The sequence below is a fragment of the Bradyrhizobium sp. JHI2711 genome, assembly GCF_056156565.1.
Genome location: NZ_JBPZPT010000003.1, coordinates 276,914 through 302,772, shown reverse-complemented (window position 1 = coordinate 302,772; position 25,859 = coordinate 276,914). Strand labels below are relative to the sequence as shown.

26 protein-coding genes are annotated in these 25,859 nt (G+C 65.9%); 18 read left to right on the top strand and 8 right to left on the bottom strand.

The annotated features are described in order from the left end of the window. The first annotated feature begins 4 nt into the window (after positions 1-4). The 3 genes from ACTEK7_RS23665 to ACTEK7_RS23655 all read left to right on the top strand — a co-directional run bounded on the left by ACTEK7_RS23665 (position 5) and on the right by ACTEK7_RS23655 (position 2,321). Positions 5-1,243, top strand: coding sequence for a URC4/urg3 family protein (locus tag ACTEK7_RS23665; RefSeq protein ID WP_225148015.1), 1,239 nt, complete (start codon positions 5-7; stop codon positions 1,241-1,243). 167 nt (positions 1,244-1,410) lie between these two features. Next, positions 1,411-2,040 (top strand): uracil phosphoribosyltransferase, encoded by a 630-nt coding sequence (gene upp, locus ACTEK7_RS23660; protein ID WP_225148014.1) that lies wholly within the window; start codon positions 1,411-1,413, stop codon positions 2,038-2,040. A 68-nt stretch (positions 2,041-2,108) separates the two neighbouring features. Then, a complete protein-coding gene (locus ACTEK7_RS23655; protein WP_225148013.1) occupies positions 2,109-2,321 on the top strand; it encodes a hypothetical protein in 213 nt (70 codons plus the stop codon). 18 nt (positions 2,322-2,339) lie between these two features. On the opposite strand, the gene ACTEK7_RS23650 is transcribed toward ACTEK7_RS23655, so the two are convergent. Both ACTEK7_RS23650 and ACTEK7_RS23645 read right to left on the bottom strand, forming a co-directional pair. Continuing rightward, positions 2,340-3,449, bottom strand: a complete 1,110-nt coding sequence (locus ACTEK7_RS23650; RefSeq protein ID WP_225148012.1) for a M48 family metallopeptidase — start codon at positions 3,447-3,449, stop codon at positions 2,340-2,342. Between the two features lie 3 nt (positions 3,450-3,452). After that, positions 3,453-4,607 (bottom strand): DUF898 domain-containing protein, encoded by a 1,155-nt coding sequence (locus ACTEK7_RS23645; RefSeq protein ID WP_225148089.1) that lies wholly within the window; start codon positions 4,605-4,607, stop codon positions 3,453-3,455. Between the two features lie 300 nt (positions 4,608-4,907). Between ACTEK7_RS23645 and ACTEK7_RS23640 the strand changes: the two genes are divergently transcribed. Both ACTEK7_RS23640 and ACTEK7_RS23635 read left to right on the top strand, forming a co-directional pair. After that, positions 4,908-6,173: a cytochrome P450 gene (locus ACTEK7_RS23640; RefSeq protein WP_036009721.1), complete on the top strand. Its 1,266-nt coding sequence runs from the start codon at positions 4,908-4,910 to the stop codon at positions 6,171-6,173. A 24-nt stretch (positions 6,174-6,197) separates the two neighbouring features. Continuing rightward, entirely contained in the window at positions 6,198-7,472 is a 1,275-nt protein-coding gene (locus ACTEK7_RS23635) for a cytochrome P450 (RefSeq protein ID WP_225148011.1), read from the top strand. Between the two features lie 225 nt (positions 7,473-7,697). Here the strand turns inward: ACTEK7_RS23635 and ACTEK7_RS23630 are convergent, their stop codons facing one another. Next, entirely contained in the window at positions 7,698-8,618 is a 921-nt protein-coding gene (locus ACTEK7_RS23630; protein WP_036009724.1) for a LysR substrate-binding domain-containing protein, read from the bottom strand. 125 nt (positions 8,619-8,743) lie between these two features. Between ACTEK7_RS23630 and ACTEK7_RS23625 the strand changes: the two genes are divergently transcribed. From ACTEK7_RS23625 to mdlC, 4 genes are all read left to right on the top strand, one after another. After that, positions 8,744-9,913, top strand: coding sequence for an acyl-CoA dehydrogenase family protein (locus ACTEK7_RS23625; protein WP_225144228.1), 1,170 nt, complete (start codon positions 8,744-8,746; stop codon positions 9,911-9,913). Positions 9,914-9,923: 10 nt separating this feature from the next. Further along, on the top strand, positions 9,924-11,027 hold the full coding sequence (locus tag ACTEK7_RS23620; RefSeq protein WP_225142100.1) for a CaiB/BaiF CoA transferase family protein: 1,104 nt from the start codon (positions 9,924-9,926) through the stop codon (positions 11,025-11,027). A gap of 14 nt (positions 11,028-11,041) precedes the next feature. After that, a complete protein-coding gene (locus ACTEK7_RS23615; protein WP_225148010.1) occupies positions 11,042-11,893 on the top strand; it encodes an HTD2 family dehydratase in 852 nt (283 codons plus the stop codon). Positions 11,894-12,041: 148 nt separating this feature from the next. Then, positions 12,042-13,664, top strand: a complete 1,623-nt coding sequence (mdlC, locus tag ACTEK7_RS23610) for a benzoylformate decarboxylase (RefSeq protein WP_225148009.1) — start codon at positions 12,042-12,044, stop codon at positions 13,662-13,664. A gap of 8 nt (positions 13,665-13,672) precedes the next feature. On the opposite strand, the gene ACTEK7_RS23605 is transcribed toward mdlC, so the two are convergent. Next, positions 13,673-14,449 carry an SDR family NAD(P)-dependent oxidoreductase gene (locus tag ACTEK7_RS23605; protein WP_225148008.1) on the bottom strand — a complete coding sequence of 259 codons (777 nt, stop codon included), beginning with the start codon at positions 14,447-14,449 and terminating at the stop codon, positions 13,673-13,675. A 76-nt stretch (positions 14,450-14,525) separates the two neighbouring features. Here ACTEK7_RS23605 and ACTEK7_RS23600 point away from each other — a divergent pair, with 76 nt between their 5' ends. Continuing rightward, entirely contained in the window at positions 14,526-14,984 is a 459-nt protein-coding gene (locus tag ACTEK7_RS23600; RefSeq protein WP_225126686.1) for a MarR family winged helix-turn-helix transcriptional regulator, read from the top strand. Between the two features lie 163 nt (positions 14,985-15,147). Here ACTEK7_RS23600 and ACTEK7_RS23595 read toward each other — a convergent pair whose 3' ends face one another. After that, entirely contained in the window at positions 15,148-15,942 is a 795-nt protein-coding gene (locus ACTEK7_RS23595) for an SDR family oxidoreductase (protein WP_225126685.1), read from the bottom strand. A gap of 44 nt (positions 15,943-15,986) precedes the next feature. After that, positions 15,987-16,682 (bottom strand): PAQR family membrane homeostasis protein TrhA, encoded by a 696-nt coding sequence (gene trhA / locus ACTEK7_RS23590; protein ID WP_225148007.1) that lies wholly within the window; start codon positions 16,680-16,682, stop codon positions 15,987-15,989. A gap of 185 nt (positions 16,683-16,867) precedes the next feature. Between trhA and ACTEK7_RS23585 the strand changes: the two genes are divergently transcribed. Together ACTEK7_RS23585 and ACTEK7_RS23580 are read left to right on the top strand one after the other, a co-directional pair. Then, the gene (locus ACTEK7_RS23585) at positions 16,868-18,337 is read left to right on the top strand and encodes a YcjX family GTP-binding protein (RefSeq protein ID WP_225148006.1); all 1,470 of its coding nucleotides are present in this window, start codon (positions 16,868-16,870) and stop codon (positions 18,335-18,337) included. Next, positions 18,334-19,362, top strand: a complete 1,029-nt coding sequence (locus ACTEK7_RS23580) for a YcjF family protein (RefSeq protein WP_225148005.1) — start codon at positions 18,334-18,336, stop codon at positions 19,360-19,362. The genes ACTEK7_RS23585 and ACTEK7_RS23580 overlap by 4 nt, the downstream gene beginning before the upstream one ends. A 19-nt stretch (positions 19,363-19,381) precedes the next feature. Here the strand turns inward: ACTEK7_RS23580 and ACTEK7_RS23575 are convergent, their stop codons facing one another. Further along, positions 19,382-20,197, bottom strand: a complete 816-nt coding sequence (locus ACTEK7_RS23575; RefSeq protein WP_225113924.1) for a DUF2927 domain-containing protein — start codon at positions 20,195-20,197, stop codon at positions 19,382-19,384. 71 nt (positions 20,198-20,268) lie between these two features. Continuing rightward, positions 20,269-20,847 (bottom strand): L,D-transpeptidase, encoded by a 579-nt coding sequence (locus tag ACTEK7_RS23570; protein ID WP_036009766.1) that lies wholly within the window; start codon positions 20,845-20,847, stop codon positions 20,269-20,271. 259 nt (positions 20,848-21,106) lie between these two features. Between ACTEK7_RS23570 and ACTEK7_RS23565 the strand changes: the two genes are divergently transcribed. The 6 genes from ACTEK7_RS23565 to ACTEK7_RS23540 all read left to right on the top strand — a co-directional run bounded on the left by ACTEK7_RS23565 (position 21,107) and on the right by ACTEK7_RS23540 (position 25,817). After that, positions 21,107-22,654, top strand: a complete 1,548-nt coding sequence (locus tag ACTEK7_RS23565; protein WP_225148004.1) for an acetolactate synthase large subunit — start codon at positions 21,107-21,109, stop codon at positions 22,652-22,654. A 152-nt stretch (positions 22,655-22,806) separates the two neighbouring features. Beyond that, the gene (locus ACTEK7_RS23560; RefSeq protein ID WP_036009755.1) at positions 22,807-23,325 is read left to right on the top strand and encodes a hypothetical protein; all 519 of its coding nucleotides are present in this window, start codon (positions 22,807-22,809) and stop codon (positions 23,323-23,325) included. 176 nt (positions 23,326-23,501) lie between these two features. Then, positions 23,502-23,840, top strand: a complete 339-nt coding sequence (locus ACTEK7_RS23555) for a hypothetical protein (RefSeq protein WP_036009769.1) — start codon at positions 23,502-23,504, stop codon at positions 23,838-23,840. A 136-nt stretch (positions 23,841-23,976) separates the two neighbouring features. Further along, entirely contained in the window at positions 23,977-24,480 is a 504-nt protein-coding gene (locus ACTEK7_RS23550; RefSeq protein ID WP_225148003.1) for a hypothetical protein, read from the top strand. Positions 24,481-24,535: 55 nt separating this feature from the next. Next, positions 24,536-25,018, top strand: a complete 483-nt coding sequence (gene greA / locus ACTEK7_RS23545) for a transcription elongation factor GreA (protein ID WP_036009784.1) — start codon at positions 24,536-24,538, stop codon at positions 25,016-25,018. A gap of 124 nt (positions 25,019-25,142) precedes the next feature. Then, positions 25,143-25,817: an SNARE-associated domain-containing protein gene (locus tag ACTEK7_RS23540; RefSeq protein ID WP_225126682.1), complete on the top strand. Its 675-nt coding sequence runs from the start codon at positions 25,143-25,145 to the stop codon at positions 25,815-25,817. The last annotated feature ends 42 nt before the right edge of the window (positions 25,818-25,859 follow it).

Genomic DNA, 25,859 nt, shown 5'->3' with positions numbered 1-25,859 from the left:
CGCGATGGCGGACGCTTTGGAATCGCAGGCACGCGCGCTGCTCACCGCAAAGGCGGTGCGCGCGCGCGCCGGGCAGATGCTCGAGCTCGGCCTTGCCGGCGGGCTCACCCATTTCACGGTCGATCTCGACCGCATCGATGGCGTTGCCGATGCCGTGCTCGCGGTGACCCGTAAAGCCTATCCGACGCTTGACATTCCCTTCCATGCGCGCTGGCGGCACTTCGTGCTCGGCGGCGTCGACCGCTGGGCCCGGCTTGCCGATGCTGCGTCCTGGCCGGATCGCGCGGCGCAAGCGCGCGCCGAGTTCGACCTCGCCATCGTCAGCGTGCTGCTCGATGCCGGCGCCGGCGCAGCTTGGCGCTATCGCGACAGCGTGACGGGAGCAGACGTAGGGCGATCGGAAGGGCTCGCGATCGCGAGCCTCGACATGTTCGCGAGCGGGCTGTTTTCGCGCGATGCGCGTGCGCCGTTCAGGGCCGATGCGGAGGTGCTTGAAAGACTGCCTCTTGGCTCACTCACCTCCGCCTTTCAGGTGACCGAGGCCAATCCGCTGCTCGGCCTGGAGGGACGCACCGACCTGCTGCGGCGTCTGGGCAGGCAGGTCTCGGAGCGTGCGGACGTGTTCGGCTTGCACGATACGCCGCGGCCGGGCGGGCTGTTCGATCATATCGCAGCGCATGCGATCGGCGGCGCCGTCGCTGCGCCCGCGATCCTGTCCGCGGTGCTGAACCGGCTCGGGCCGATCTGGCCGTCGCGACTTGAGCTTGCGGGCGTGCCGCTCGGCGATTGCTGGCGACATCCGGCGATCAAGGCGGACGACGGCACGGCAGGCCTCGTGCCGCTGCACAAGCTGTCGCAATGGCTGAGCTATTCGCTGATCGAGCCGCTGCAGCGCGCCGGCTTTGAGGTGACCGACATCGATGGCCTGACCGGGCTCGCCGAATACCGCAACGGCGGTCTGTTCGTCGATCATGACGTGCTGCGCCTGCGCGATGCCGCCGATGCCGCGCGTGCGCATGAAGTGGATTCGCTGCTCGTCGTGGAGTGGCGCGCGCTGACAATTGCATTGCTCGACAGGTTGGCGGAGCGCATTCGCGCCAAGCTCGGCCGCACCCCTCGGACCTTGCCGCTTGCGAGCATCCTCGAAGGCGGCACGTGGGCGACGGGCCGCGCCATCGCATTTGCACGCCGTCCCGATGGATCGCCGCCGCTCAAGGTGATCAGCGACGGCACGGTGTTTTAAACCCTCTCCCCTTGTGGGAGAGGGTGGCTTCGCGAAGCGAAGCCGGGTGAGGGGTTGTCGCCGCGGGCACATCTCTCAGGTGGAGTTCGCGGAGAGATACCCCTCATCCGGCGCTTCGCGCCACCTTCTCCCACAAGGGGAGAAGGGAAAAGCAAGAGCATCTCATCATGGAAGGCGTCACGATCGTCGATCATCCGCTGGTGCAGCACAAGCTGACGCTGGTGCGGGACAAGTCCATCTCGACCAAGTCGTTCCGCGAGCTGATCAAGGAGATCGGCATGTTGCTGTGCTACGAGGTGACGCGCGACCTGCCGCTCACCGACACCGTGATCGAGACGCCGCTGGCGACGATGCATTCGGCCAAGATCGCCGGCAAGAAGCTGGTATTCGTGCCGATGCTGCGCGCCGGCACCACCTTCGTCGACGGCATGATGGATCTGGTGCCGACCGCGCGCGTCGCCCATATCGGGCTCTACCGCGAGCCGCACAGCTTTGCCGCGGTGGAGTATTTCTTCAAATCGCCGTCTGACCTCAGCGAGCGCCTCGCCATCGTGGTGACGCCGGTGGTCGCCACCGCCAACACCGCCGTCGCCGCCATCGACCGGCTGAAGGAGCGCGGCGCCAGGGACATCCGCCTCGCCTGCCTGATCGCCGCCCCGGAGGGGCTCGAACGGCTGCGCGGATTGCACCCGGACGTGCCGATCTGGACGGCGGCGGTGGATGAAGGGCTCGACGACAACAGGTTCATCCTGCCGGGCCTCGGCGATGCCGGCGACCGCGCCTACGGAACGCGGTAAGTGCTGGGCGCGTTTTAGGAACAGCTTCCACCGCGCGAGGTTCTCCTGCTTTGCGATGGAGAGCAACGATGACCTATCAGAATGACGACCGCAGGGCCGACAGAGCGCGCCGCAACAGCCCGGTCGGCTGGGCAGTCGGCGCGATCTTCGTGATCGCCGTGGTCGCGGCCGTCTTCTTCTACAATGGTCGCGAGTTCGGTCCCCAGACCACGACCTCGAACCCGAACACGGCGCCGAACGTCACCACCGGATCGAATCCACCGGCTGCGCCGGCGAAGTGATGCGCCAGGAGCGGGCCGTCACACCTTCCCGCTGCCGCAAATGCCCTTCAGTGCCTGCCACTCCTTGTCGGTCAGCAGCGGCGGGCCGCTGGCGGGCCGGTCCTCCTTCGTCATGCGCGCGAGGCGGTCCTCGGTCAGCGGATGGCTGGCGAGGATATTCGTCAGGCCGGAGCCGCCCTCTTTGCCGGTGATGCGGAACATCAGCTGGGCCGCGGGCTTCGGCGACCGGCCGAGCGCATGCATGATCTCGATCGCGAAAGTGTCGGCGCCGGTCTCGGCTTCGCGCGAATAGGACGCTTCGACCAGGCTGCGCGAGGCGAAGATCACGGCCGAGGAGCCGGTGATGTCGCCGAACAAGAGGCCGATCAGGAACGAGGTGCCGCCGTTGTAGATCAGGCCGCGCATGTTGTCGTAATGCTTGAGATGGCCGAGCTCGTGGGCGAGGATGCCGGCGAGCTCGTCGGGACTCTCGGCCTTGTCGAGCAGGCCCTTCAGCACGAACACCTTGCCGCCGGGCAGCGCGAAGGCATTCGGTATCGAGCTCGGCAGCACGCCGGCCGTCATTGTGTCGTCGAGGCCGGCCGCATCGCGCAGGCGGTTGACGAGCTTCGTGAACGCGGCCTTGCCCGCGGGGTCTTCGCACACGCCGCGGCCGAAGATGGTCTTCATCTGCACTTCGGCGGCATCGCCGATGCGCCGTTCCACGGGTTTCGGCACCAGCGGCGCGAGTCGGTCGGCGGCGAGCGGAACGCCGAACAGGACGACGCAGACGATGGAGACGGTGGCGGCAACCGACCAGCTCACGATTTTCGCGACGCCGCTGCGCGTCGTCCGGTGCTCGTCGAGACGCGTGCAGCGCGCGGCTACGTCCGTGGCGAGCACGGCATCGCGGATCTCCAGCCGCGCCAGAGGCGGTGCAGACGTCGCAGCCAGGCGCAGGATTCCGGGGGGACTGTCGGCGCGGCGAACGTCGGCATAGGGCCAATGAAGGAGCGTTCCGCCCTCTTCGTGGATCTCGAGCGCATCGCCGAGGATCAGCGTCACCTGCCGCCTGCGGCTGGACACGCCGTCGAAGAAGATTGTCGGCTTGCCGGACTGCACAGGGGTATCGGCGAACACATCACTCAAGGCTCAAAATCCTGCAACATCCAGTCCATCGGCAAAGCCTTCGCCGAGCGCGCCGGCAAGCTGACCGCTGCCGCGTACGTCCGCCGCGGCCGCGATGTCGTGCACCTCGACGGTCTCCAGCACCTTGGCCCAAAGATCGCGTTGAAGATAGACCCGCATGACGATGTTGATGGCAAGAGCGAGCGCGAAATAGCCGATCACCATCATCGCCACCATCGGGATGCTCTTCGTCGCATTGTCGCCGGCGAAGATCTCCTCGGCGGAAACGCCTGTGAGCGAGACGACCAGGAAGGCGCTGCCGCCCATATAGGCTGCGAACGCGACCGTGAGCAGCATCCACCAGCCGATCACTTTCCAATACAGGCCGTAGAAGGCATCATGAGGCAATTCCGAGGACAGGCTGACGCCACCGATGCGGATGCCATCGAGCCACCAGCGCCATTCGCGCGCCTTGAACTCGGCGTAGAAGAACGGTGCGAGCGGGAAGATGAGGAGCGCGATCGGGCTGAGCAGCCAGAGCCACCAGCCGCGCTTGAAGAAGGTCCAGCCGTCGGCGTCGAAATCGCCGCGGAGATCGCCGTAATGGGTGTGCCGCATCTTGTAGCGTTCGAGCGCCGCCGCGCGCCAGGGCAGCGCGAGACCGAGCGTCAGGAGCACCAGCAAGCCCCATAGCATGGCGCGAAACGCGTAAGCCCAGCCGGAGCCGTCCATCCAGAAGCGGACGCCGCGCCAGACCGTGCGGGTCAGGCGGTAGCGCCGCGCGCGAAAAATCGCGAACTGGCCGAAGGCGTAGAAGGCGATGAATAGCGGCGTCGAGGCAAAGGCCTGCCAGCGCTCGAACTCGATGCCAATGAGAAAATAGGCGAGATAGATCGGCAACAGGATCGCGAGCGCGAACAGGAAGCCGACCAGGAGCTCCTTGGCCCGTCCGGTGTATTCGGCCGCATCGCCATCGATCGCGGTGTGCGTCCACAGATGACGGCGGATGTCGGTGACGAGCCAAAACCGGTAGAAGCCGAAGGTCACGAGCTCGAGCATGGCACCCTTGGTGACCATTTTGCGGAACTCGGAGCGGCTGCCGGAGAAATCGACCCGCGTCGCCGGCAGCGGCGGGGGCAAGGGTTCGGACCCGATCGGGGTCCATTGCATGTCGTTCACGGCGGCAACCTCGGGATGCGGATCTGTTCCGGCCAAACTATAGATCAGAGATTAGTCGATCCCCAAGATGAGCGGGTTCGATTTAGCTCGATTCCAGCGGGTTTCTCGCACGATTCTCTGTCGTTCGGCGTGCGGGAGGTCACGTTCTCGTGGCGCCGTGACGATCGTGCAACGCGCTCGTGAAGGCTGGATGAGGCAAAACTCTCCCTTGCCCCGGCGCAGACAACCGGCTGTAATTGCAAATCAAATACCGCAGCGCAGAATTCAACGACGCGCGGTTCATATTCAGGGAGAACGGTCATGCATGGGACCATCGAAAGCGCGGCCAAGCTCGACGCCTTGCGCGAGCGCGCGATGTCGCTGCCGCTGGAGCAGTTCGATCCCGGCGACCCCGAATTGTTCAGAACCGATACGTTCTGGCCCTATTTCGACCGGCTGCGCCGCGAGGATCCCGTGCATTACTGCAAGGACTCGATGTTCGGGCCGTATTGGTCGGTGACGCGCTACAACGACATCATGGAGATCGAGACCAACCATGCGGTGTTCTCCTCGGCCTCCGCGCTCGGCGGCATCACCATCCGCGACATCGATCCGGATCTGCGCCGTGAGAGTTTCATCTCGATGGACCCGCCGCGCCATGCCGCCCAGCGCAAGACCGTGGCGCCGATGTTCACGCCGACACACCTGGACAATCTCGCCATCAACATCCGCAAGCGCTCGGCCGAGTGCCTGGACAATCTTCCCCGTGGCGAGGTGTTCGACTGGGTCGATCGCGTCTCGATCGAGCTCACCACGCAGATGCTGGCGGTGCTGTTCGACTTCCCCTGGGAGGATCGCCGCAAGCTGACGCGCTGGTCCGACGTCGCCACCACGATTCCCGGCCCGGACGGTCTCGTCGCCACCGAGGACGAGCGGATGGCCGAACTCGCCGAATGCGCGGCCTATTTCTCGAGGCTGTGGAAGGAGCGCATCGAACAGCCGCCGAAGAGCGACCTATTGTCGATGATGGCGCATGGCACTGCTACGCGCGACATGGATGCGAAGAACTTCCTCGGCAATCTTATCCTCCTGATCGTCGGCGGCAACGACACCACGCGCAACACCATGTCGGGCTCGCTTCTCGCGCTGAGCCAGCATCCGGAGCAATATCGCAAGCTGCGCGAGAACCCTGACCTGCTCGACAGTTTCGTGCCGGAGGTGATCCGCTGGCAGACGCCGCTCGCGCATATGCGCCGCACCGCGCTCTCCGATTTCGAGTTCCGCGGCAAGCAGATCAAGAAGGGTGACAAGGTCGTGATGTGGTACGTCTCGGGCAACCGCGACGAGGACGTGATCGACAGGCCCTACGAGTTCATCATCGACCGCGCCCGCCCGCGTACGCACCTGTCCTTCGGCTTCGGCATCCATCGCTGCGTCGGCCTGCGGCTCGCCGAGCTCCAGCTCAAGATTATTTGGGAGGAAATTCTCAAGCGGTTCGACCATATTGATGTGGTCGGCGAACCCACCCGGGTCTATTCGAGTTTTGTAAAGGGTATCGAAACGCTGCCGGTGAAGATTGCTGCGTGAGTCGAACGCAACGGAGCCACGATCATGAACATCCAAGCGCCGGTTAAAGTGGACAAGGCCGAACGCATGCGCAGGGCCCGCGAGGAGGCCTATGCGACGCCGTTGTCGCAATTCCACCCCGGCGCGCCCCGGTTGTTCCAGGACGACACGCTGTGGCCCTGGTTCGAGCGGCTGCGCAAGGAAGAGCCGGTGCATTACTGCACCAATGCGCCGATCGAGCCGTACTGGTCGGTGGTGAAGTACAACGACATCATGCATGTCGACACCAATCACGGCATCTTCTCCTCGGATTCCAAGCTCGGCGGCATCTCGATCCGCGACGTGCCGGAAGGCTACGACTATCCGAGCTTCATCGCGATGGACCAGCCCCGGCATTCGGCGCAGCGCAAGACGGTGTCGCCGATGTTCACGCCGACACACCTGGACGAGCTGGCAAAGCTGATCCGACAGCGCTCGCAGACCGTGCTGGACAATCTGCCGCGCAACGAGACGTTCAACTTCGTCGAGCGCGTTTCCATCGAGCTGACCACGCAGATGCTGGCGACCCTGTTCGACTTCCCCTGGGAGGAGCGGCGCAAGTTGACGCGCTGGTCCGACGTTTCCACCGCGCTGCCCAAGAGCGGCATCGTCGCCAGCGCCGAAGAGCGCCGCCGCGAGATGGACGAGTGCTACGCCTACATGTCCAAGCTCTGGAACGAGCGTGTCAACTCCGCGCCGCGCAACGACCTGTTGTCGCTGATGGCGCACAACGAGGCCACGCGCCACATGGATCCCGACAACCTCATGGGCAACATCATCCTGCTCATCGTCGGCGGCAACGACACCACGCGCAACACCATGACCGGCTCCGTGCTGGCGCTGAACGAGAACCCGGAGCAGTACGACAAGCTGCGCGAAAATCCGGAGCTGATCGATTCCATGGTGCCGGAGGTGATCCGCTGGCAGACGCCGCTGGCGCATATGCGGCGTACTGCGCTCCAGGACACCGAGATCGGCGGCAAGCACATCAGGAAGGGCGACCGGGTCGTGATGTGGTACGTCTCCGGCAATCGCGACGAGGAGATGTTCGACAAGCCGAACGAGTTCATCATCGACCGCCCGCGGCCGCGCACGCACCTGTCCTTCGGCTTCGGCATCCACCGCTGCGTCGGCATGCGGCTCGCCGAGCTGCAGCTCAAGATCGTCTGGGAGGAGATGCTGAAGCGCTTCGACCGCATCGAGGTGGTCGGCGAGCCCAAGCGGATCTATTCGAGCTTCATCAAGGGATATGAGACGCTGCCGGTGCGGATTCCGGGCTGAGCCCTCTCCTACCGTCATTGCGAGGAGCGAAGCGACGAAGCAATCCAGGCTGCCACTGCGGAAAGATTCCTGGATTGCTTCGCTACGCTCGCAATGTCGAGGCGACTTGCGCGTATAACACTGGTCGCAGAAAGCTCGGCGGCAGCCCCGCTATAAAATTCCGGCATGACAGCTCGCGCCAGATGCGAAGGCACGACCGCGCGCGGCTGTTCTACGACACGCCATCTAACTCAACCTGATGTCCCACACGCCGTCCTTGCGGCAGGCGGCGACCTCCTCGCGCAGCAGCGCGGTGATGGCGAGCGAGGCCGTCGAGGCCGGGCGGTCGATTGGAGAGGCAAAAATGAGCTCGCGCGTCATCGGCTTGGATACCGGTGCGGTTTCCAGCCGCCCGTCCGCGACCTCGCCGTGGACAGAGGACGGCGGCAGCAGCGCGAAGCCGAGGCCCTCCTCGACCAGGCTCGTCAGCACGCGGAAGGAGTCCGCTTCCAGCTGGACGTCGAGCTTGATCTTGCGCTGGGCCGCAGCGTGCTCGATCAGCGCCCGAAGGCCGTGGGAATGAGAGGGCAGCACCAGCCGTTGCCGCAGCAGCCAGCCGATGTCGACGCTCTTCTTGCGCGCCAAGCCGCAGCCGCGCGGACCGACCGCGACGATGTTGTCGCGCCCCAGGCTCTGCACGTTCAGATGCAGGTCGGCCGAGCGGCCGTACAGGATGGCGAGATCCATCTCGCCGCGATGCAGCCATTCGACCAAATGCCCGCTGTAGCTCTCGACGATGCGCAGCGAGATGCCGGGAAATTTTTCGACACAGCGCCGTGCAAAGCGCGCCGACAGCACGCAACTCACGGTCGGAACCAGGCCGAGCACGACCTGGCCGGACGGCGGCCCCTTGGCCGACTGGATGTCGTCGCGGATCTGGTCGATCTGCCGCACGATGCCGGAGGTGCGTGCGAGCAGCAGGCGGCCGGCCTCGGTCAGCACCATGCCGCGGCCGTTGCGCGTGAAGAGTTCGGTGCGCAGCTCGTGTTCCAGGAGCTTAATCTGCCTGGAGAGCGCCGGCTGCGCCACGCGCAACGTGTCGGAGGCCTTGGACAGGCTGCCGAGCTCCGCCACGCAACTGAAGGTCCTGAGCTGCCGGAAATCCATGCTTGCCAATCCTGGAAGGCTACTCCATACGCTATAACAAATGAGCATAGGGGGCGGGCATTGTTTTCACAACGCCCGTGGGTTGGCCGGCGTTATCTTAACTGCCGCTGAGAATTGGAAACGCCATGAGTCAAGAACACCACGCCGAAGATTACGCCGACATCCGCGAGGCCATAGCCAAGCTCTGCGCGCAGTTCCCCGGCGAATATTGGCGCAAGCTCGACCGCGAGATGGCCTACCCCAAGGCGTTCGTCGATGCGCTGACCGAGGCCGGCTATCTCTCGGTGCTGATTCCCGAGGAATACGGCGGCGCGGGCCTGAAGCTGTCGGCGGCCGCCGCGATCCTGGAAGAGATCCAGCGCGCCGGCTGCAACGGCGGCGGCTGCCACGCCCAGATGTACACGATGGGCACGGTGCTCAGGCACGGCAATGCCGAGCAGAAGGCAAAGTACCTGCCGAAGATCGCGAGCGGCGAGTTGCGCCTGCAGGCGTTCGGCGTCACCGAGCCGACCAGCGGCACCGACACCTCCTCGCTGAAGACGTTCGCGCGCAAGGACGGCAACGACAGCTACATCGTCAACGGCCAGAAGATCTGGACCAGCCGCGCCGAGCATTCCGATCTGATGGTGCTGCTGGCGCGCACCACCCCGAAGGACCAGGTCAAGAAGCGCACCGATGGCTTGTCGGTGTTCATCGTCGACATGCGCGAGGCCAAGAACAACGGTCTCGAGATCCGCCCGATCCGCACCATGATGAACCACGCCACCACCGAAGTGTTCTTCACCGACATGAGGGTGCCGGCGGAGAATCTGATCGGCGAGGAAGGCAAGGGCTTTCGCTACATCCTCTCCGGCATGAATGCCGAGCGCATCCTGATCGCGGCCGAATGCGTCGGCGACGCAAAGTGGTTCATCGCCAAGGCGACGAACTACGCCAAGGAGCGCGCCGTGTTCGGCCGGCCGATCGGCCAGAATCAAGGCATCCAGTTTCCGATCGCAAAAGCCTACGCCTCGATGCGCGCGGCCGAGCTGATGGTGAAGGAAGCCACGCGCAAATACGAGGCCGGGCTCGATTGCGGCGCGGAGGCCAACATGGCCAAGATGCTGGCGGCGGATGCGTCCTGGGAAGCGGCGAACGCCTGCATCCAGACCCATGGCGGGTTCGGCTTTGCCGAGGAATACGACGTCGAGCGCAAGTTCCGCGAGACGCGGCTCTACCAGGTGGCGCCGATCTCGACCAACCTCGTGCTGTCCTTCGTCGCCGAGCACGTGCTCGGCATGCCGCGCTCGTACTGAGGTGGCGGCCATGGGAGCATTGGACGGGATCAGGGTGATTGCGGTCGAGCAGGCGGTGGCGGCGCCGTTCTGCTCCTCGCGCCTGGCGGATGCCGGCGCGGACGTGATCAAGATCGAGCGGCCCGAGGGCGATTTCGCCCGCGGCTATGACGCGGCGGCCAAGGGCCAGAGCAGCTATTTCGTCTGGCTCAATCGCGGCAAGCAATCGGCGGTGGTCGATCTCACCACGAAGGAAGGCCGCGCCGAGCTGGAGAAGCTGATCGCGAGTGCCGACGTGCTGATCCAGAACCTCAAGCCCGGCTCGATGGACAAGCTCGGCTTTTCCCGTGAGCGGCTCTTGAAGGACTATCCCAAGCTGATCTCGTGCACCATCACCGGTTATGGTGACGAAGGTCCCTACGCCCACCGCAAGGCCTATGATCTCCTGATCCAGGCCGAGAGCGGGCTCGCCTCGATCACCGGCAATCCCGATGGCGCCTCGCGCGTCGGCATGTCGATCGTGGATGTTGCGACCGGCGCCACCGCGCATGCCGCGATCCTGGAGGCACTGATCGCGCGCGGGCGCACCGGCAAGGGCGCCGACATCCGCATCTCCATGTTCGACGTGATGGCGGACTGGTGCACCGTGCCGCTGCTCAATGCCGAAGCCGGCAATCCGCCCAAGCGCATGGGCCTGCGCCATCCCTCGATCGCGCCTTATGGCGTGTTCACCTCCAAGGACGGCAAGGACATCCTGATCTCGATCCAGAGCGAGCGCGAGTGGAAGACGCTCTGCGCGAAGGTGCTGGATCAGCCGGACCTGCCGGCCGATCCCCGCGTCGCCAACATGGTCGAGCGCGTGCGCAACCGCGACTTCACCGACACGACGGTGGCCGACATCTTCGGCAGGATGACGCGCGACGAGCTGTTGAAGCGGCTCTCGGACGCCGACATCGCATTCGCCGAGGTCAACACCATGGCCGACCTCGCCAACCATCCGCATCTGCGGCGGATCGAGGTCGACACGCCGAACGGCCGCGTCAGCTATCCCGCGCCGGCGCCGATCATCGTCGGCGAGACGCGCAGCTACGGCGCCGTGCCCGCCATTGGCGAAAAGCCCCAATCCAAGACGTGACAGAGCGAGGCGTCATGACCGAGAAGCTCGACATCGATCATCTCAGGCAATGGATTGGGCGCAGCCAGGAGGCCACCGACGTCGTCACCGCGCAGCTCGTGAAAGGCCTGCGCGCGACGCTGTTCCAGGAGGTCGGCGAGCCCAAGACGGGCGACGCCGCGCCGTTCACGGCGCACTGGTGCCTGGCGCAGCCGGTGTTCCCGATGTCCATGCTCGGCCCCGACGGCCATCCGACTCGCGGCGGCTTCCTGCCGCCGGTGCCGCTGCCGCGCCGGATGTGGGCCGGCGGCGAGATCGAGTTCTTGCAGCCCTTGCGCGTCGGCGATGAATCGACGCGGACATCGCGCATCGCAGACGTGCAAGTGAAGACGGGCTCGACCGGCACGCTGTGCTTCGTCTCGGTCGAGCATAGCATCTCCTCGCCGAGGGGCACGGCGATCCGCGAGCGACAGGACATCGTCTATCGCGAGATGACCGGCGGCGCGCCGGCTGGCGGCAAGGCGCCGCCTCCGCCGCCGCAGGCGCAGCATCGCGAAACGCATGTGTCCGATCCCGTGCTGCTGTTCCGCTACTCCGCGCTGACCTTCAACGGCCACCGCATCCATTACGACCGCGACTACGTCACCAAAGTCGAGGGCTATCCGGGCCTGATCTTCCATGGCCCGCTACAGGCGGCGCTGATCGTCGAGATGGCGGCCAAGCTTCGCGGCGGCAAGGCGCCGAAGAAATTTTCGTATCGCGGTGTGCAGCCGCTGTTCGAGGGCACGGAGTTCTCGGTCAACGCGAACGGGACCGAGGCGGGGATGGAGCTGTGGACCGCGAATGCGGAGGGGCAGCCGACGATGAAGGGCACGGCGGTGTGGTGAGCCACCGCTGTTTCTTCCCGTCATTGCGAGCGTAGCGAAGCAATCCAGAATCCCTCCGCGGAGATAATCTGGATTGCTTCGTCGCTTCGCTCCTCGCAATGACGGGGTGAGGCTGCTACCCTCAATCAACAACACGGGGACGGAACCAATGGCCAGGAACGGCAAGACCGGCAGCAAGCCCGTCACCGTGAAGCAGGCGACGCTCGACCTGCTGCGATCGTTTGGCATCGACAGGGTGTTCGGCAACCCTGGTTCGACCGAGCTTCCGTTCCTCAGCGACTGGCCCGACGATCTCGACTACGTGCTGGCGCTGCAGGAGGCTTCCGCCGTCGGCATGGCCGATGGCTATGCGCAGGCAACGCGCAATGCCGGCTTCGTCAACCTGCATTCGGCGGCCGGCGTCGGCAACGCGCTCGGCAACATCTACACCGCGCATCGCAACCAGACCCCGCTAGTGATCACCGCAGGCCAGCAGGCGCGCTCGATCCTGCCCTTGCAGGCGTTTCTCTATGCCGAGCGCGCCTCCGAGTTTCCGCGGCCTTATGTGAAATACAGCGTCGAGCCGGCAAGGCCGGAGGACGTGCCCGCCGCGATCGCGCGGGCCTATTACACCGCGATGCAGCCGCCGTGCGGGCCGACCTTCGTGTCGATCCCGATCGACGACTGGGCCCATGCCTGCGCGCCGGTCGAGGCGCGGAAAGTGAGCCGCGAGATCGGCCCTGAGCTGGAGCCGATGAAGGCGCTGGTTGCGGCGCTCGCTTCAAGCAAACACCCTGCGCTCGTCGTTGGCCCCGGAATCGATCGCGCCGGCGCGGTGGATCTGATGGTGCGCGTCGCCGAGAAGGCCAAGGCGAGCGTCTGGGTCAGCCCGTTCTCGGCACGCTGCTCGTTCCCCGAGCGGCATCCGCAATTTGCGGGCTTTCTGCATGCCTCGCCGGCGCAGCTGTCCGATGCGCTGCGCGAGCACGATGTCGTCGTCGTCATCGGCGCGCCGGTGTTCACCTTTCATGTCGAGGGCCATGCCGCGATCTTCGACGGCGGCGCGACCATCTTCCAGATCACCGATGATGCGGATGCCGCCGCGGTGACGCCATCAGGCACCAGCATCATCGCGACGATGAAGCCGGCGCTCAGCCTGCTGCTCGACCTGCTGCCGGAGAGCAAGCGCGCAGCACCAAAGGGCCGCACGCTGCCGCCGGCGCCGCAGCCCGCCGATCCGCTGCCGGTCGAATTCCTGCTGCATTCGCTGTCGCAGGCGATGCCCGACGGCGCCTCACTGATCGAGGAAGTGCCGTCGCATCGGCCGGCGATGCAAAAATTCCTGCCGATGCGCGGCCAGGACAGTTTCTACACCATGTCGAGCGGCGGCCTCGGCTACTCCCTGCCCGCCGCCGTCGGTATGGCGCTCGGCAAGCCGAAGCAGCGCACGGTGTGCCTGATCGGCGATGGCTCGGCGATGTATTCGATCCAGGCGCTCTGGACTGCCGCGCAGCGCAAGCTGCCGCTCACAATCGTCGTCATCAACAATTCCGGCTACGGCGCGATGCGCTCGTTCAGCCAGGTGATGCAGGTGCGCAACGTGCCGGGGCTCGAGCTGCCGGGGATCGACTTCGTCCGGCTTGCCGAGGGGATGGGCTGCCGTGCGGTGCGGGTGACGAAGGCTGCGGAGCTGGGCGAAGCGCTGAAGCGCGGCATGGCGTATGCGGGCACGAGCCTCGTTGAGGTCGTCGTGGATTCCGCAGTGCCTGTGCTGTACGGGCAGAAGCATTGACGGCGACATCACGACGCCAAAAAACCTCCGTCGGCCGCGAGCACATGCCCGACGACATACGACGACGCATCCGACGACAGCCACACCACGGCCTCGGCGACCTCCTCCGGGCTGCCCATCCGCCGCAGCGGCAGGCCTGCGCTGACCGTCGCCACATCGCCGACGCCGGCGCGCAGCATCATGTCTGTGACGACGCGGCCGGGCGCGATCGCATTGATGCGAATGCCGCGCGGCGCGTTCTCCATCGCCGCCGAGCGCGTCAGCGAGATCGCGGCGGCCTTTGAGGCCGAGTAGAGCGAAAAGCCTGGATTGGGATTGCGCACCCCGCTGACGGAGGTGTTGACGACGATGCTGCCGCGCCCCTGCGCCAGCATCGCCGGCAATTGATGGCGCAGGCAGAGGAACAGCGCGCGGACATTGGTGTCGAACACGCTGTCGTAGATCTCCGTGCCCTGCTCCTCCAGGGGCGCGCGGCGCTCCTGGAAGCCGGCATTGTTGAAGGCAACGTCGAGCCGGCCGCAGCGCCCGACGGCTGTGCCGACGAGGCGCGCGACCTCGTCTTCCTTCGTGATGTCGGTCTGAAGCGCGATCGCCTCGGTGCCGAGCTCGCGGCACGCGGCGGCGGTGGCCTCGATCTCGGCCTCGCGCCGGCCGGCGACGACGACCGCTTCCGCTCCTTCGGCCGCCATCCTCAGCGCCGTTGCGCGCCCGATGCCGCTGCCGCCGCCCGTGATCAGGCAGACCTTGCCGCTCATGCGCTGACCGGTCGGCAAGGCTTCGCTCATGGTCCACTCCAAACACTTGCGCGCGCCGTTGCGCCCATATAGTTGTATGATACAACTATATGGGTCGAGTCAAGCCATGGCCGAGCTTTCGCTGATTGACGACATCCGCGCCGCCTCGCGCCTGATGGTGCGCGAACTCGGCTTCATGGACGCCACGGTGGCGGCCTCGGGCTATCCGCCCTCGGCGGTCCACACCATCCTGGAGATCGGCATTCGTGGCCCCATGACGTCGGGCGAGCTCGGCGATTTCCTGCGGCTGGAGAAATCCAGCGTCAGCCGTCTGGTGCGCAAGCTGATCGATTGCGGCGAGCTCAAGGAGACGCCGGACGAGGTTGATGCGCGCAGCAAGCTGCTGTCGCTGACGGCGAAGGGCCGGCGCACGCTGGAGGCCCTCCACGCGTTCGGCCGGCAGCAGGTCCGCGGCGCGCTGGCGGCGCTGACGCCGGCTGAGCAGCGCACGGTGTGCGAGGGCATGATGCTCTATGCGCAGGCGCTGCGCGCGAGCCGGGTGGGGGAGACGGTGGCGGTGGTGTGATGCGCGAGGTTGCTGAAGCTGCTTCTACACGCTCGGTGTCATCGCCCGCGAAGGCGGGCGATCCAGTACTCTGAGACGGTTGTGGTTGAGCCGACAGGGGCGGCATACTGGATGCCCCGCCTCCGCGGGGCATGACAGCGTCTAGCGTGGGAGCACCTAACGGTCACTTCCCGAACTCCTCCCGCATCTTCGCCTGGATCTTGGCCATGCCGCCGATCCAGCGGTCGTAATTCTCGGTCTTCTTGCGCATGTAGCCGAGCACTTGCGGGTGCGGCAGGATCAGGAACGTCTCCTGCTCGAGGCCGGCGAGCACGTCTTTCGCCACTTGCTCGGGCGTCAGGTCGCCGTCGCCGGATTGCGGGCCCTTGGGAATCGAGCGCAGCATGTTGGTGTCGACACCCTGCGGACACAGGATCGAGACCTTGATGTTGTGGGCCTTGTGCGAGATCGCGAGATTCTCGGCAAAACCGACCGCCGCGTGCTTCGTCGTCGAATAGGCCGGGCTGCCGACCTGCGACAGCAGGCCCGCGGCCGAGATGGTGTTGAGGAAATAGCCGCCGCCGCGCGCCCTCATGCGGGGGACGAGATGCCGCGCCGCATAGACATGCGCCATGACGTGGATCGCCCAGCTGCGCTGCCAAGGCTCGTCGGAAGCGCCACCGGCGTTCTCCGACATTGGATCGAAGCCGCCGCCGATGCCGGCGTTGGAACAGAACAGCGCGATCGGGCCGAACTGCCGCTCGGTCTCCTCGATGACGTGGACGATGTCCTTTTCCTGCGCGACGTCGCATTTGAACGCGGCGCCATCGACCATGGCCGCGACCGCTCGCGCATTGGCCGCGTCCATGTCCGCGACCACGACCTTGGCCGCACCCGCACTGTGAAAGGCCTCGCACAGCGCCTTGCCGATGCCGTTTGCGCCGCCCGTGACGACCACGACCTTGCCGGTCACCTGCATGCGACGTCTCCTCTCGTCTTCTTATACCGCTTCGCGGAAACTTCTCAGCTCAACACGAGGTCGAGCACCGCGGTATAATGACATGCCGCGCCGGCCAAGACAAAGCCGTGCCAGATCGCATTCTGAAAGCGCAGCCGCCGCCAGGCGTGGAAGATCACGCCGAAGCTGTAGAGCAGGCCGCCGGCAAGAATGAAGCCCAGCACCAGCGTGGGCAACGCCCTGACCACGGCATCGTAGAGCATCATGCCGCTCCAGCCCATCGCGAGATAGATGCCGACCGAGACGCGGTCGAACCGGCCGGGATAGAGCAGCTTCAGCACGATGCCGAGGATTGCGACGCACCAGACGCCGGCCAGCAGCACCAACGCGAACACGCTGTCCTTCAGCTCCAGGATGAACGGCGTGTAGGTCGCGGCGATCAAGAGATAGATCGCGGAATGGTCGAAGCGGCGCAGCAGCCATTTGGCCGGCGAGACCGGCCAGAGATTATAGGTCGCCGACAGCACCAGCATCGAGAGCAGGCCGGCGACATAGACGGAGACGCCGACGATGTCGGCGGCGTCGGCATAGACCGCCGTCAGCACCACCAGCACCGTCGCGGCAATGATGCCCGCGAGCACGCCGATCCCGTGGACGATGCCGTCGGCGATCAGCTCGGCGCGATCGTAGTCCCAGCCGATCGCGTCGGCTGCGGCGTGGACGGAAGAGGATGCAAGCTGCTTCAACTGGAAGACGGTCATGGCAATCCGCAAAGGCTCGAGGCAATGCCCTCTAGATGGGTGTTTCAGGACCGGCGGGTCGTTCAAACGGCTGATTTGCCGAGAAAGGCGGTGGAAGTATGAAAGCTTGAATTTCTTCAGGCAATTGCCACTTTTGTGACTAATCCGTTTTGCGTATCCCTCGCCCGAGATCCCCTCACGTTCATATGGCATTCAGTTTCCAGGATATGGTCGAGGAAGCGCGGCTGTCGGCGCGGGCGCTGATCGACTATGGCGAGCACTTCTTCAACCCGACGGTGCGGCTTGGTGTCACCGGTCTGTCGCGCGCCGGTAAGACCGTATTCATCACCGCGCTGATCCATGGACTGACGCGTGGCGGCAGGTTTCCGGTGTTCGAGGCCTATGCCTCGGGCCGGATCGCGCGGGCGCACCTGGCGCCGCAGCCGGACGATGCCGTGCCGCGCTTTGCCTATGAGAGCCATCTGCGCGCGCTGATCGAGGAACGGCGCTGGCCGAGCTCGACCGTTGATATCAGCGAGCTCAGGCTCGTGATCGACTACCAGCGCCCGAACGGCGCCGACCGCACGCTGACGCTCGACATCGTCGACTATCCCGGCGAATGGCTGCTGGACCTGCCGCTGCTCCACAAGAGCTACGAGCAATGGTCGGCGGAGAGCCTGGCGCTGTCGCGCGAGGCGCCGCGCGCGCATCTCGCAGCCGAGTGGCACAGTCATCTCGCAACGCTCAAGCCCGAAGCGCGCGAGGACGAGCAGGCGACGCTGACGGCCGCAAAGCTCTTCACCGATTATTTGCGCGCCTGCCGCGACGAGCGGTTTGCGATGAGCCTGTTGCCGCCCGGTCGCTTCCTGATGCCCGGCAATCTCGCCGATACGCCGGCGCTGACCTTTGCGCCGCTGGACGTGCCTGCTGGCGGGCAGGCGGGCGAGGGATCGCTGTGGGCGATGATGGTGCGGCGCTTCGAAGCCTACAAGGACGTCGTGGTGCGGCCGTTCTTCCGCGATCATTTCGCGCGGCTCGACCGTCAGATCGTGCTGGCCGATGCGCTCGCCGCGTTCAACTCCGGCCCCGAGGCGCTGCACGATCTCGAAGCCGCGCTCGCCGGCATTCTCGACTGCTTCAACACCGGCCGCAGCACGATCCTCTCCAGCCTGTTCCGGCCGCGCATCGACCGCATCCTGTTCGCGGCGACCAAGGCGGATCATCTGCATCATTCCAGCCACGACCGGCTTGAGGCCGTGCTGCGCCGCGCCGTCTCGCGCGCGGTCGCGCGCGCGGAAAACACCGGCGCGGCGATCGACGTCGTCGCGCTCGCCGCCGTGCGCGCCACGCGCGAAGCGCAGGTGGCGCATGGCCGTGACAAGCTGCCGTCGATCCTGGGAACACCCGCCGCAGGCGAAAGCGCCGGCGGCGAGTTCTTCGACGGCAACACCGAGGTTGCGACCTTTCCGGGCGATCTGCCGCTCGATCCCGAGCTGCTGTTCAATGGGACGGATGCGTTCCGCGGGCTCGCGTCGGAGGCGGCCGGGAACAGCGATTTCCGCTTCCTGCGCTTCCGCCCGCCGAAGCTCGAACGCGAGGGTGCCGACGAGCCGACGCTGCCACACATCCGCCTCGACCGTGCCTTGCAGTTCCTGATCGGAGACAAGCTGTCATGACCGAGCGATCGAAGCCACGGCGGCCGGCGACGTTCCGGCTCGACGATCCCGGCGTCGTCGTCGCCGAGGCCGACGAGACCGGCCGTCTCGGTCGCGCCACCATCCAGATCACGCCGGAGCCCGACCCGGCGATGCTGCCGGTGCCGGTGCAAGCCGCAGTCCCGGCGCGGCGCGGCTTTCCCTGGGGCACTCTGTTCTGGTCGGGGCTCGCCGGATTGACGCTGCTCGGCACCGGGCTCGGCGTGGTCCATCTGATCGAGGATCTGTTCGCGCGCAACGAGACGCTCGGTTTCGTCGGGCTTGCCTTCGCCGCCGTCACCGCGCTGGCGCTCGCGCTGGTGATCGGACGCGAGGCGTTCGGCCTCGCGCGTCTTGCGACCATCGAGAAGCTGCACCAGCGCGCAGCTTCCGTGCTGGCCAGCGACGATCGCAAGGAGAGCCGGGTCATCGTCCAGGACCTGCTCAAGATCGCGCACCAGAACCCGCAGCTGGCGCGCGCCCGCGCGACGCTGGAGAGCCATGCCGGCGAGATCATCGACGGCGCCGACATGATCCGCCTCGCCGAGCGCGAGCTGATGTCGCCGCTGGACGCCGAGGCGCGGCGGCTGGTGTCGTCAGCGGCGCAAAAGGTCTCGATCGTGACGGCGGTGAGCCCGCGCGCCGCCATCGACGTGCTGTTCGTGTTCGTGGCGGCGCTGCGCCTGATCCGCCAGCTCGCTTATCTCTATGGCGGCCGCCCAGGCGCGCTCGGCATGATCCGCCTGCTTCGCCACGTCATCGCCCATCTCGCCATCACCGGCGGCATGGCCGCGAGCGACAGCCTGGTGCAGCAGATGCTCGGCCACGGCATCGCGGCGAAGCTGTCGCAGCGCTTGGGTGAAGGCGTGCTGAACGGGCTGCTGACGGCACGGCTGGGATTGGCCGCGATCGATGTGACGCGGCCGCTGCCGTTCGCGGCCCTGCCGCCGCCGAAGCTGTCGGATCTGGCGACGGATCTGCTGCGGAAGAAGGACGCCGACGAGTAGATCGCTCCCTTGGACCGCCTCACTCCTTCAGATTATTCGCCCGCTTCACCCAGGCGCGCACGTCCTTGAGGACGGCGGGAAGCACGGTCTTGACCTCCGCCACGGTCATGCCCGCCTTGATGCGGGGATCGTACAGCAGGTTGAGGATGTACTGGTCGTAGACGTCGAAATAGCCCATCGAGACGTTGTCGTTGAACATGGTCCAGGGCACGCTCGTGGTGTCGTTGATCGGCCCGAGCGATTGCAGCAGCTCCTCATAGGCGCAGTCGAGGAAGGTGAAATCGCCGTTGTCGACGGTGAGGATGACGTCGGAATGCTCGATCTCGAAATTGTCGTTCTTGCGGAAGCCGGACAGGCATTGCGGATCGAGCGAGGAGCGGATCTCGCGCGCCTTCTCGGCGCCGTAGAAGCTCGAGATGGTGCGGAAGAGATCGCGGTCGCGCACCAGCTTCACGCGCACATTCGCCGCTTCGTTGGTGTCGATCATGGCGATGTCGAGATGCTGCACGCGCTTGCCGATGTCGGCCACGACCTTGGCGAGCTGCGTCTTGCGATCCTCGCGGTCGCTCTCGGCGTAGACGCGTACCGGCCCGTCGAACTTGCGGATGCGGTCGACGCGGCCGGCAAGATGGTATTCGGCGCCGAATGCCGTCTTCAGGAAGCCTTCAATGATCTCGCCGTCGGTGAAGCTCTTCTTCTCGGCGCGCTGGCGCGAGGACACCGCGGGCAGCTCGGCGGCGGCAGCCATGGGTGCGATGTCAGGCGCGCAGGCGAGCGTCGCGAGGGCCAGCAGGGCGAAGCGAAAGCCGGGCGAGGGCGGGACGAATGCGCTCATCGTGCTGTGACGCTGCCGCATTCGCCCCGCGTGCACAAGAGCGCAAATTCACGCGCCGCGCGGGTTCCTGGTCAGTTGTTCAGCACCACCACCGGGGTGCCGATCGAGACGCGGCTATAGAGGTCGGTGACGTCGTCGTTGGTCATGCGGAAGCAGCCCGAGGAGACGGCCTGACCGATCGTCTCCGGCTCGTTGGAGCCGTGGATGCGGTACAGCGTCGAGCCCAGATACATGGCGCGGGCGCCGAGCGGGTTGTCGATGCCGCCCTTCATGTGGCGCGGCAGGTCCGGCCGGCGCGCCAGCATCTGCGAGGGCGGCGTCCAGTCCGGCCATTCCCTCTTGGCGGTGATCCTGTGCACCCCGGCCCAGCGGAAGCCGTCGCGGCCGACGCCGATGCCGTAGCGCAGCGCCTGCCCGTTCCCGAGCACCAAATAGAGCCGCCGCTCGGCGGTGTTCACCACGACGGTGCCCGGGGCGTAGCTGCCGTTATACATGACGGTGGTGCGGGGGATCGGGCTCGCGCCGCCGCGGCCGATATAGCTGGTGGAACTGGTGCCCGTGAAGTCTATCATCCCCGTCGCGGACGCGTCGGCTGCGCCAGCCAGCAGCAGCGCCATTGCGGCCATCGGTGCGGCAAAAAACCGGATCATCATCTCCCCCAGAAAAAAATCGATTCAACCGGACCCAGAGGCCATATTTGCGCGCGTTTCGCAAGCCACGGGCCCGTGAGGGTCGCATCGTTAACGACTGGCGTTACCAAATCGCAACTGCGCCAATTTGCTGGAAAGCGTTAGCCAAATCCGCGTCTCACCACGCGGGGCAGGGCCGCAATGCCCGCTATTGCTTTGACGCGCCGCGCGAACAATGATTGACCGAACGGATCACTGGCAGGTTGCGGGAGCAGACAGAATGAACGGTGCGGAAAGCCTGGTGCGGACGATGGTCAAGGGCGGGGTGGACGTCTGCTTCACCAACCCCGGCACCTCCGAGATGCATTTCGTCGCGGCGCTCGACCGTGTCCCCGGCATGCGATGCGTGCTCGGCCTGTTCGAAGGCGTGGTGACGGGCGCGGCCGACGGCTATTTCCGCATGAAGGGCACGCCGGCCTCGACCCTGCTGCATCTCGGCCCCGGCCTCGCCAACGGCCTTGCCAATCTGCACAATGCCAAGAAGGCCAATTCCGGCATCGTCAACATCGTCGGCCAGCACGCCGTCTACCACATCGGCTACAACGCGCCGCTGACCTCCGACATCGAGGGCCTGGCCCGGCCGATGTCGTCCTGGGTCCGCACCTCGCCGGATGCCAAATCGGTCGCCGCGGACGGCGCCGCCGCCATTGCCGCCGCGAAAAGTGCGCCGCCGCAGATCGCGACCCTGATCCTGCCCGCCGACACCGCCTGGAACGAGGCCGACGGCATCGCCGAGGTTCCGGCCGAGCAGCAGCGCGCCGGCTATTCGCCGCAGGCGGTCGAGCAGGCCGCAAAGATCCTGCATGGGGACGGCGAAGGCACGCTGCTCCTGATGACCGGCAGCGCGCTGAGCGCGCAGGGTCTGGCGCTGGCCGAGCGCATCGCCGGCAAGACCGGCTGCACCGTGATGGGCCCGACCTTCCGTCCGAAGATGGCGCGCGGCCGTGGCCGTTTCTCGATCGACCGCATCCACTACGTCATCGATCAAGCCCTGCCGATGCTGGCGAAATTCCGTCACATCGTGCTGGTCGAGTCCGACGACCCCGTGGCGTTCTTCGCCTATCCGAACAAGCCGAGCATGCTCAAGCCGCAGGGCTGCGAGGTGCATCGCATGACCTCCTGGGGCGAGAATTCGGTCGCCGCGCTCGAGGCGCTCGCCGGCGCCGTGAAAGCCAGCGCCAGGGACGTCAAGCCGCAGGCGCTGGCTGAGCTGGTCAAGCCGACCGGCGCGCTCACCTTCGCCTCGATTGCGCAGGCCATTGCCTGTGCGATCCCCGAGAACGCGATCATGGTCGACGAATCCCTCACCACCGGCCGCGGCTTCTTCCCGCCGACGGCGGCGGCTGCCCCGCACGACTGGCTGCAGAACATGGGCGGCTCGATCGGCTTCTCGACGCCGCTGTCGATCGGTGCCGCGATCGCCTGCCCGGACCGCAAGGTGATCACCATGGTCGGCGACGGCAGCGCGATGTACACGATCCAGTCGCTGTGGACCCAGGCACGCGAGAACCTCGACATCGTCACCATCGTGTTCGCCAACCGCATCTACCAGATCCTGCGCGGCGAGTTCGACAATGTCGGCGCCGGCGAGCCCGGCCAGCGCGCCAACGACATGCTCCGCCTCGACCGCCCGACCCTGGACTTCGTGGCGCTGGCCAAGGGCATGGGCGTGCCCGGCCGCGCCGTCACCAACGCCGACGAGTTCAACAAGGCACTGGCAGAGGCCGTCGCCGAGCCCGGCCCGCGCCTGATCGAAGTTCAGATGTAGACCGGACCGATTGCGCCGCGAATTCCGGTCTCATGTAGCCCGGATGGAGCGTAGCGTAATCCGGGGCTGGTGTGTTTTGCGAGAGTCCCGGATTGCGCTACGCTTCATCCGGGCTACCAACTTGGCGCGCACGTGATGGGCCCGGAGGCACGATGCAGACGGAGCTGAACAAGGTGATCGCGGCTGTCAGGGACTTCTACGCCCACGAGGGCTTCCTGTTCGAGAAGGACGTCGGCGAGCGGGCGGTCACGCACCGTTTCGCCGTGCATCTGGAGAAGCAGTTCTCGGGCTGGTCGGTCGACTGCAACTACGACCGGCTCGGCGAGCGCACGCTGCATCTGCCGCACGGCACCATCATCTCGACCGACGACCATCTCGGCAAGTCGATCTACCCCGATGTCGTCGTGCATCAGCGCGAGATCCCAAACAATCTGCTCGCCGTGGAGATCCGCAAGGCGAGCAACCACACGCCGCTCGATCACGACCAGCACAAGCTGCGGGCGCTGACCGACGTCCATGTCTGGTTTCCCTATTGGATCGGCCTGCTCCTGGTGCTGGACAGGCAACATGTGACGATGTCGGAGGTCTATGTCAGCGGTGCCGTCGACGAGCCGCTGTCACGCTGGTTCGCCTCGCGACTGGAGGAGACCGGCCGCGCAGCTCGCGCATAGCCGAGCGCGCCATTGCGCACCTGCGCACGCTGCGAGGTCGTGAAGGCAGACCATGCCGGGAGTGTGACCCCCACCACAGTTCCGGCGTGCGATCGGGCCTATCGTGGGCGGACTTGCACGCGTCGATGCCGTAGGCCTACGCTGGCTCATTCGGATCAGGCATTTTGGAGGTTCTGATGCAGAAATCGTATTTGCTGGCTGCGACGGCAGCGCTGATGCTCATGATGCAATCGCCGCTCGCGCTGGCGCAGGGCGCGCCGGCCACGGGCGGAACCGCCGCGCCTGCCGCGACAAGCACTGCGCCGGCTGCGACGACCACAGCGCCAAGCGCGACCACCGACACGTCCAGCCAGCCTACTGACGGCAAGAAGAGCGCGTCGAAGAAGCCGGCGAAGAAGAAGATGACCCGCCAGCAGGAGATCGATCATTCGGTCGACACCGGCACCGTGCCGGCGCGCTATCGCAGCTCGGTGCCCAAGCGGTACCACCAATACATTCCGTTCGCTAAGCAGTAACGGATCGCACCGTGGCGCGACGTGATCGAACGTGGTGCCGCCGATCATTCGGCGGCGTCCGGCCCTCCATTGCGCCACATCGCCGGTGGCGGTCTGCGCGAGCGGTGCTAGAGTAGGCCGAAGCCCGGGGGGAATGATGAGCGACGAGGTGAAGGATGCCGGCCTTGTGGCCATGATCAGCAGCATCCTGGGAGGCAGTAAGCGCGCAGACCCTGTTGCACCGCCTCCGCTCGCCGAGGTCCCGCCGATCGTGCCGGCGGATCCCGTGGAGCCGGCCGCGACGTCCAGGTCCGAGTCCAAGTCCGAGTCCGGATCCGATGCGGCCGAAGCCGAGAGCGCGCCCGATGCCGCAGCGGCGGCCGCCGAGCCGGCCGAGCCGCCCGCGCAAATCGCAACCACGCGGGACGGCAAGCGGCTGCTGCCGGCGGAGGCGATCGCCGATCTCGTGCTCGGCGAGCTGCGCAAGCTGGACAACTTCCCGAGTTCCGGCGTCTCGGTCACGGTCTACGGTTACCGGCACTGGAACGCGATGCTCACTTTCGCGCCGTTCTCCACCAGTTTCCAGAACGCAACCCGGTTCCGCCAGGCCGTGCCGGACCTCGTCTTCAAGCTCCGCCGTTTCGTCGAACTTGAGATATAATCTCGGTCGTCGGCGCCATGGCGTCGCAAGCGAAACAGTTCGACAGGATCTTCAATTGAGCGTCGCCTTCACCAAGGAAGAGAGCGCCGAAACCGCGTCCGAGACGCTGTTGCCGGACCGCCCGATCTCGCCGCATCCGAACCTCGTGACGGAAGCAGGCTTCAACGCATTGCAGGCGCAGCTCGCCGAAGCGCGGGCGGCCTATGAAGCCGCGCAAGCCATCGAGGATGTCAACGAGAAGCGCCGGCAGTCCGCCGTGCCCCTGCGCGATCTCCGCTATCTCACGGAACGCTTGCGTACGGCGCAGGTGATGCCCGATCCTGTCGCGACCGAAATCGTTGCGTTCGGCAGCACCGTGAGCTTCAGCCGCGCTGACGGCCGCGTCCAGACCTACCGCATCGTCGGCGAGGACGAAGCCGATCCCAAGGCCGGCTCGATCTCGTTCGTCGCGCCCGTCGCGAGGTCGCTGATGGGCAAGGCGGTCGGCGACGTCGTCGGTTCAGGTGCGCAGGAGATCGAGATCCTGTCGATTGCGTAGGGGTGCGCAAGCCGAGGTGAGTTGCGTGGCAAAGAGCGCCATCGACAGCAGCAACCCCATTCGCCTAAAGCAGATCCGGAACAGCGCGAGGCCGTCGTCTCCGCCAAACGAAGTTGATGATTGGATGAGACGGTTCTTGTCTGGAGCCTTGCCGTTCTATGCGCTGGCGGGCCTCGCCATGTGCATGTACCTCGTTCTCTACAGGACGAGCCTGTTCGACCTGAACGCCATCGTCCATGGCGCGGCCGGGTCGGCATGGTTTCCAGCCTTCATGTTCGCCTGCGTGCTGGTGGAAGCGGTCTTCCCGTATTTCGGCTATTTTCCCGGCACCGCCCTCATCCTGATGTCCGTGGCGCTCAGTCCGAAGGCCGTGGATGGCTCCGTCTTCCTCGCGGCGTGGCTCGCCATCATCCTGGGCGCCGTTCTCAGCTATGGACAAGCGCGTTTCTTCAGGCCGTTTCTGCAGCGGGTGGCCTCGAAGGCGGCCTTGCGCCGATGCGAGTCCCTGTTCGACGCCTATGGCCGCTATGCGCGCATTGCCTTGTTCGTTCATCCCAACGCCTGTTCGATGTATTTCACGGCCCTCGGACTGCTCGGCCGCAGCCTGACGCGCGAGCTCGCTTATCTCTGCGTGGGTGCCGCGGCCGCAGTGGGCATTCTGTTCGTCATCGTATCCCGGCTGGTGTCGTCCATCGGCCCCACCGACAACGGCGAATTGCAGGTGCTGCTGGCAGCCGCGCTGGTCGCCATGGGGACACTGATCGGTCTCTACACGGCCTGGCGGCCGAAGGCCGCCTGAAGCCTGCTTCGTCATTGCGAGTCTGCAATGACAACGAATCGT

Bases quoted from the DNA above. Each gene is read 5' to 3' on its own strand.
- ACTEK7_RS23550 (WP_225148003.1), top strand. From the start codon at position 23,977: ATGAGCGACGAGGTGAAGGATGCCGGCCTTGTGGCCATGATCAGCAGC.
- ACTEK7_RS23565 (WP_225148004.1), top strand. From the start codon at position 21,107: ATGAACGGTGCGGAAAGCCTGGTGCGGACGATGGTCAAGGGCGGGGTG.
- ACTEK7_RS23615 (WP_225148010.1), top strand. From the start codon at position 11,042: ATGACCGAGAAGCTCGACATCGATCATCTCAGGCAATGGATTGGGCGC.
- ACTEK7_RS23625 (WP_225144228.1), top strand. From the start codon at position 8,744: ATGAGTCAAGAACACCACGCCGAAGATTACGCCGACATCCGCGAGGCC.
- ACTEK7_RS23555 (WP_036009769.1), top strand. From the start codon at position 23,502: ATGCAGAAATCGTATTTGCTGGCTGCGACGGCAGCGCTGATGCTCATG.
- ACTEK7_RS23620 (WP_225142100.1), top strand. From the start codon at position 9,924: ATGGGAGCATTGGACGGGATCAGGGTGATTGCGGTCGAGCAGGCGGTG.
- ACTEK7_RS23630 (WP_036009724.1), bottom strand. From the start codon at position 8,618: ATGGATTTCCGGCAGCTCAGGACCTTCAGTTGCGTGGCGGAGCTCGGC.
- ACTEK7_RS23585 (WP_225148006.1), top strand. From the start codon at position 16,868: ATGGCATTCAGTTTCCAGGATATGGTCGAGGAAGCGCGGCTGTCGGCG.
- upp (WP_225148014.1), top strand. From the start codon at position 1,411: ATGGAAGGCGTCACGATCGTCGATCATCCGCTGGTGCAGCACAAGCTG.
- ACTEK7_RS23575 (WP_225113924.1), bottom strand. From the start codon at position 20,197: ATGAGCGCATTCGTCCCGCCCTCGCCCGGCTTTCGCTTCGCCCTGCTG.
- ACTEK7_RS23605 (WP_225148008.1), bottom strand. From the start codon at position 14,449: ATGAGCGAAGCCTTGCCGACCGGTCAGCGCATGAGCGGCAAGGTCTGC.
- ACTEK7_RS23655 (WP_225148013.1), top strand. From the start codon at position 2,109: ATGACCTATCAGAATGACGACCGCAGGGCCGACAGAGCGCGCCGCAAC.
- ACTEK7_RS23665 (WP_225148015.1), top strand. From the start codon at position 5: ATGGCGGACGCTTTGGAATCGCAGGCACGCGCGCTGCTCACCGCAAAG.
- ACTEK7_RS23595 (WP_225126685.1), bottom strand. From the start codon at position 15,942: ATGCAGGTGACCGGCAAGGTCGTGGTCGTCACGGGCGGCGCAAACGGC.
- ACTEK7_RS23540 (WP_225126682.1), top strand. From the start codon at position 25,143: ATGAGACGGTTCTTGTCTGGAGCCTTGCCGTTCTATGCGCTGGCGGGC.
- ACTEK7_RS23560 (WP_036009755.1), top strand. From the start codon at position 22,807: ATGCAGACGGAGCTGAACAAGGTGATCGCGGCTGTCAGGGACTTCTAC.
- ACTEK7_RS23635 (WP_225148011.1), top strand. From the start codon at position 6,198: ATGAACATCCAAGCGCCGGTTAAAGTGGACAAGGCCGAACGCATGCGC.
- ACTEK7_RS23580 (WP_225148005.1), top strand. From the start codon at position 18,334: ATGACCGAGCGATCGAAGCCACGGCGGCCGGCGACGTTCCGGCTCGAC.
- mdlC (WP_225148009.1), top strand. From the start codon at position 12,042: ATGGCCAGGAACGGCAAGACCGGCAGCAAGCCCGTCACCGTGAAGCAG.
- ACTEK7_RS23570 (WP_036009766.1), bottom strand. From the start codon at position 20,847: ATGATCCGGTTTTTTGCCGCACCGATGGCCGCAATGGCGCTGCTGCTG.
- trhA (WP_225148007.1), bottom strand. From the start codon at position 16,682: ATGACCGTCTTCCAGTTGAAGCAGCTTGCATCCTCTTCCGTCCACGCC.
- ACTEK7_RS23600 (WP_225126686.1), top strand. From the start codon at position 14,526: ATGGCCGAGCTTTCGCTGATTGACGACATCCGCGCCGCCTCGCGCCTG.
- ACTEK7_RS23640 (WP_036009721.1), top strand. From the start codon at position 4,908: ATGCATGGGACCATCGAAAGCGCGGCCAAGCTCGACGCCTTGCGCGAG.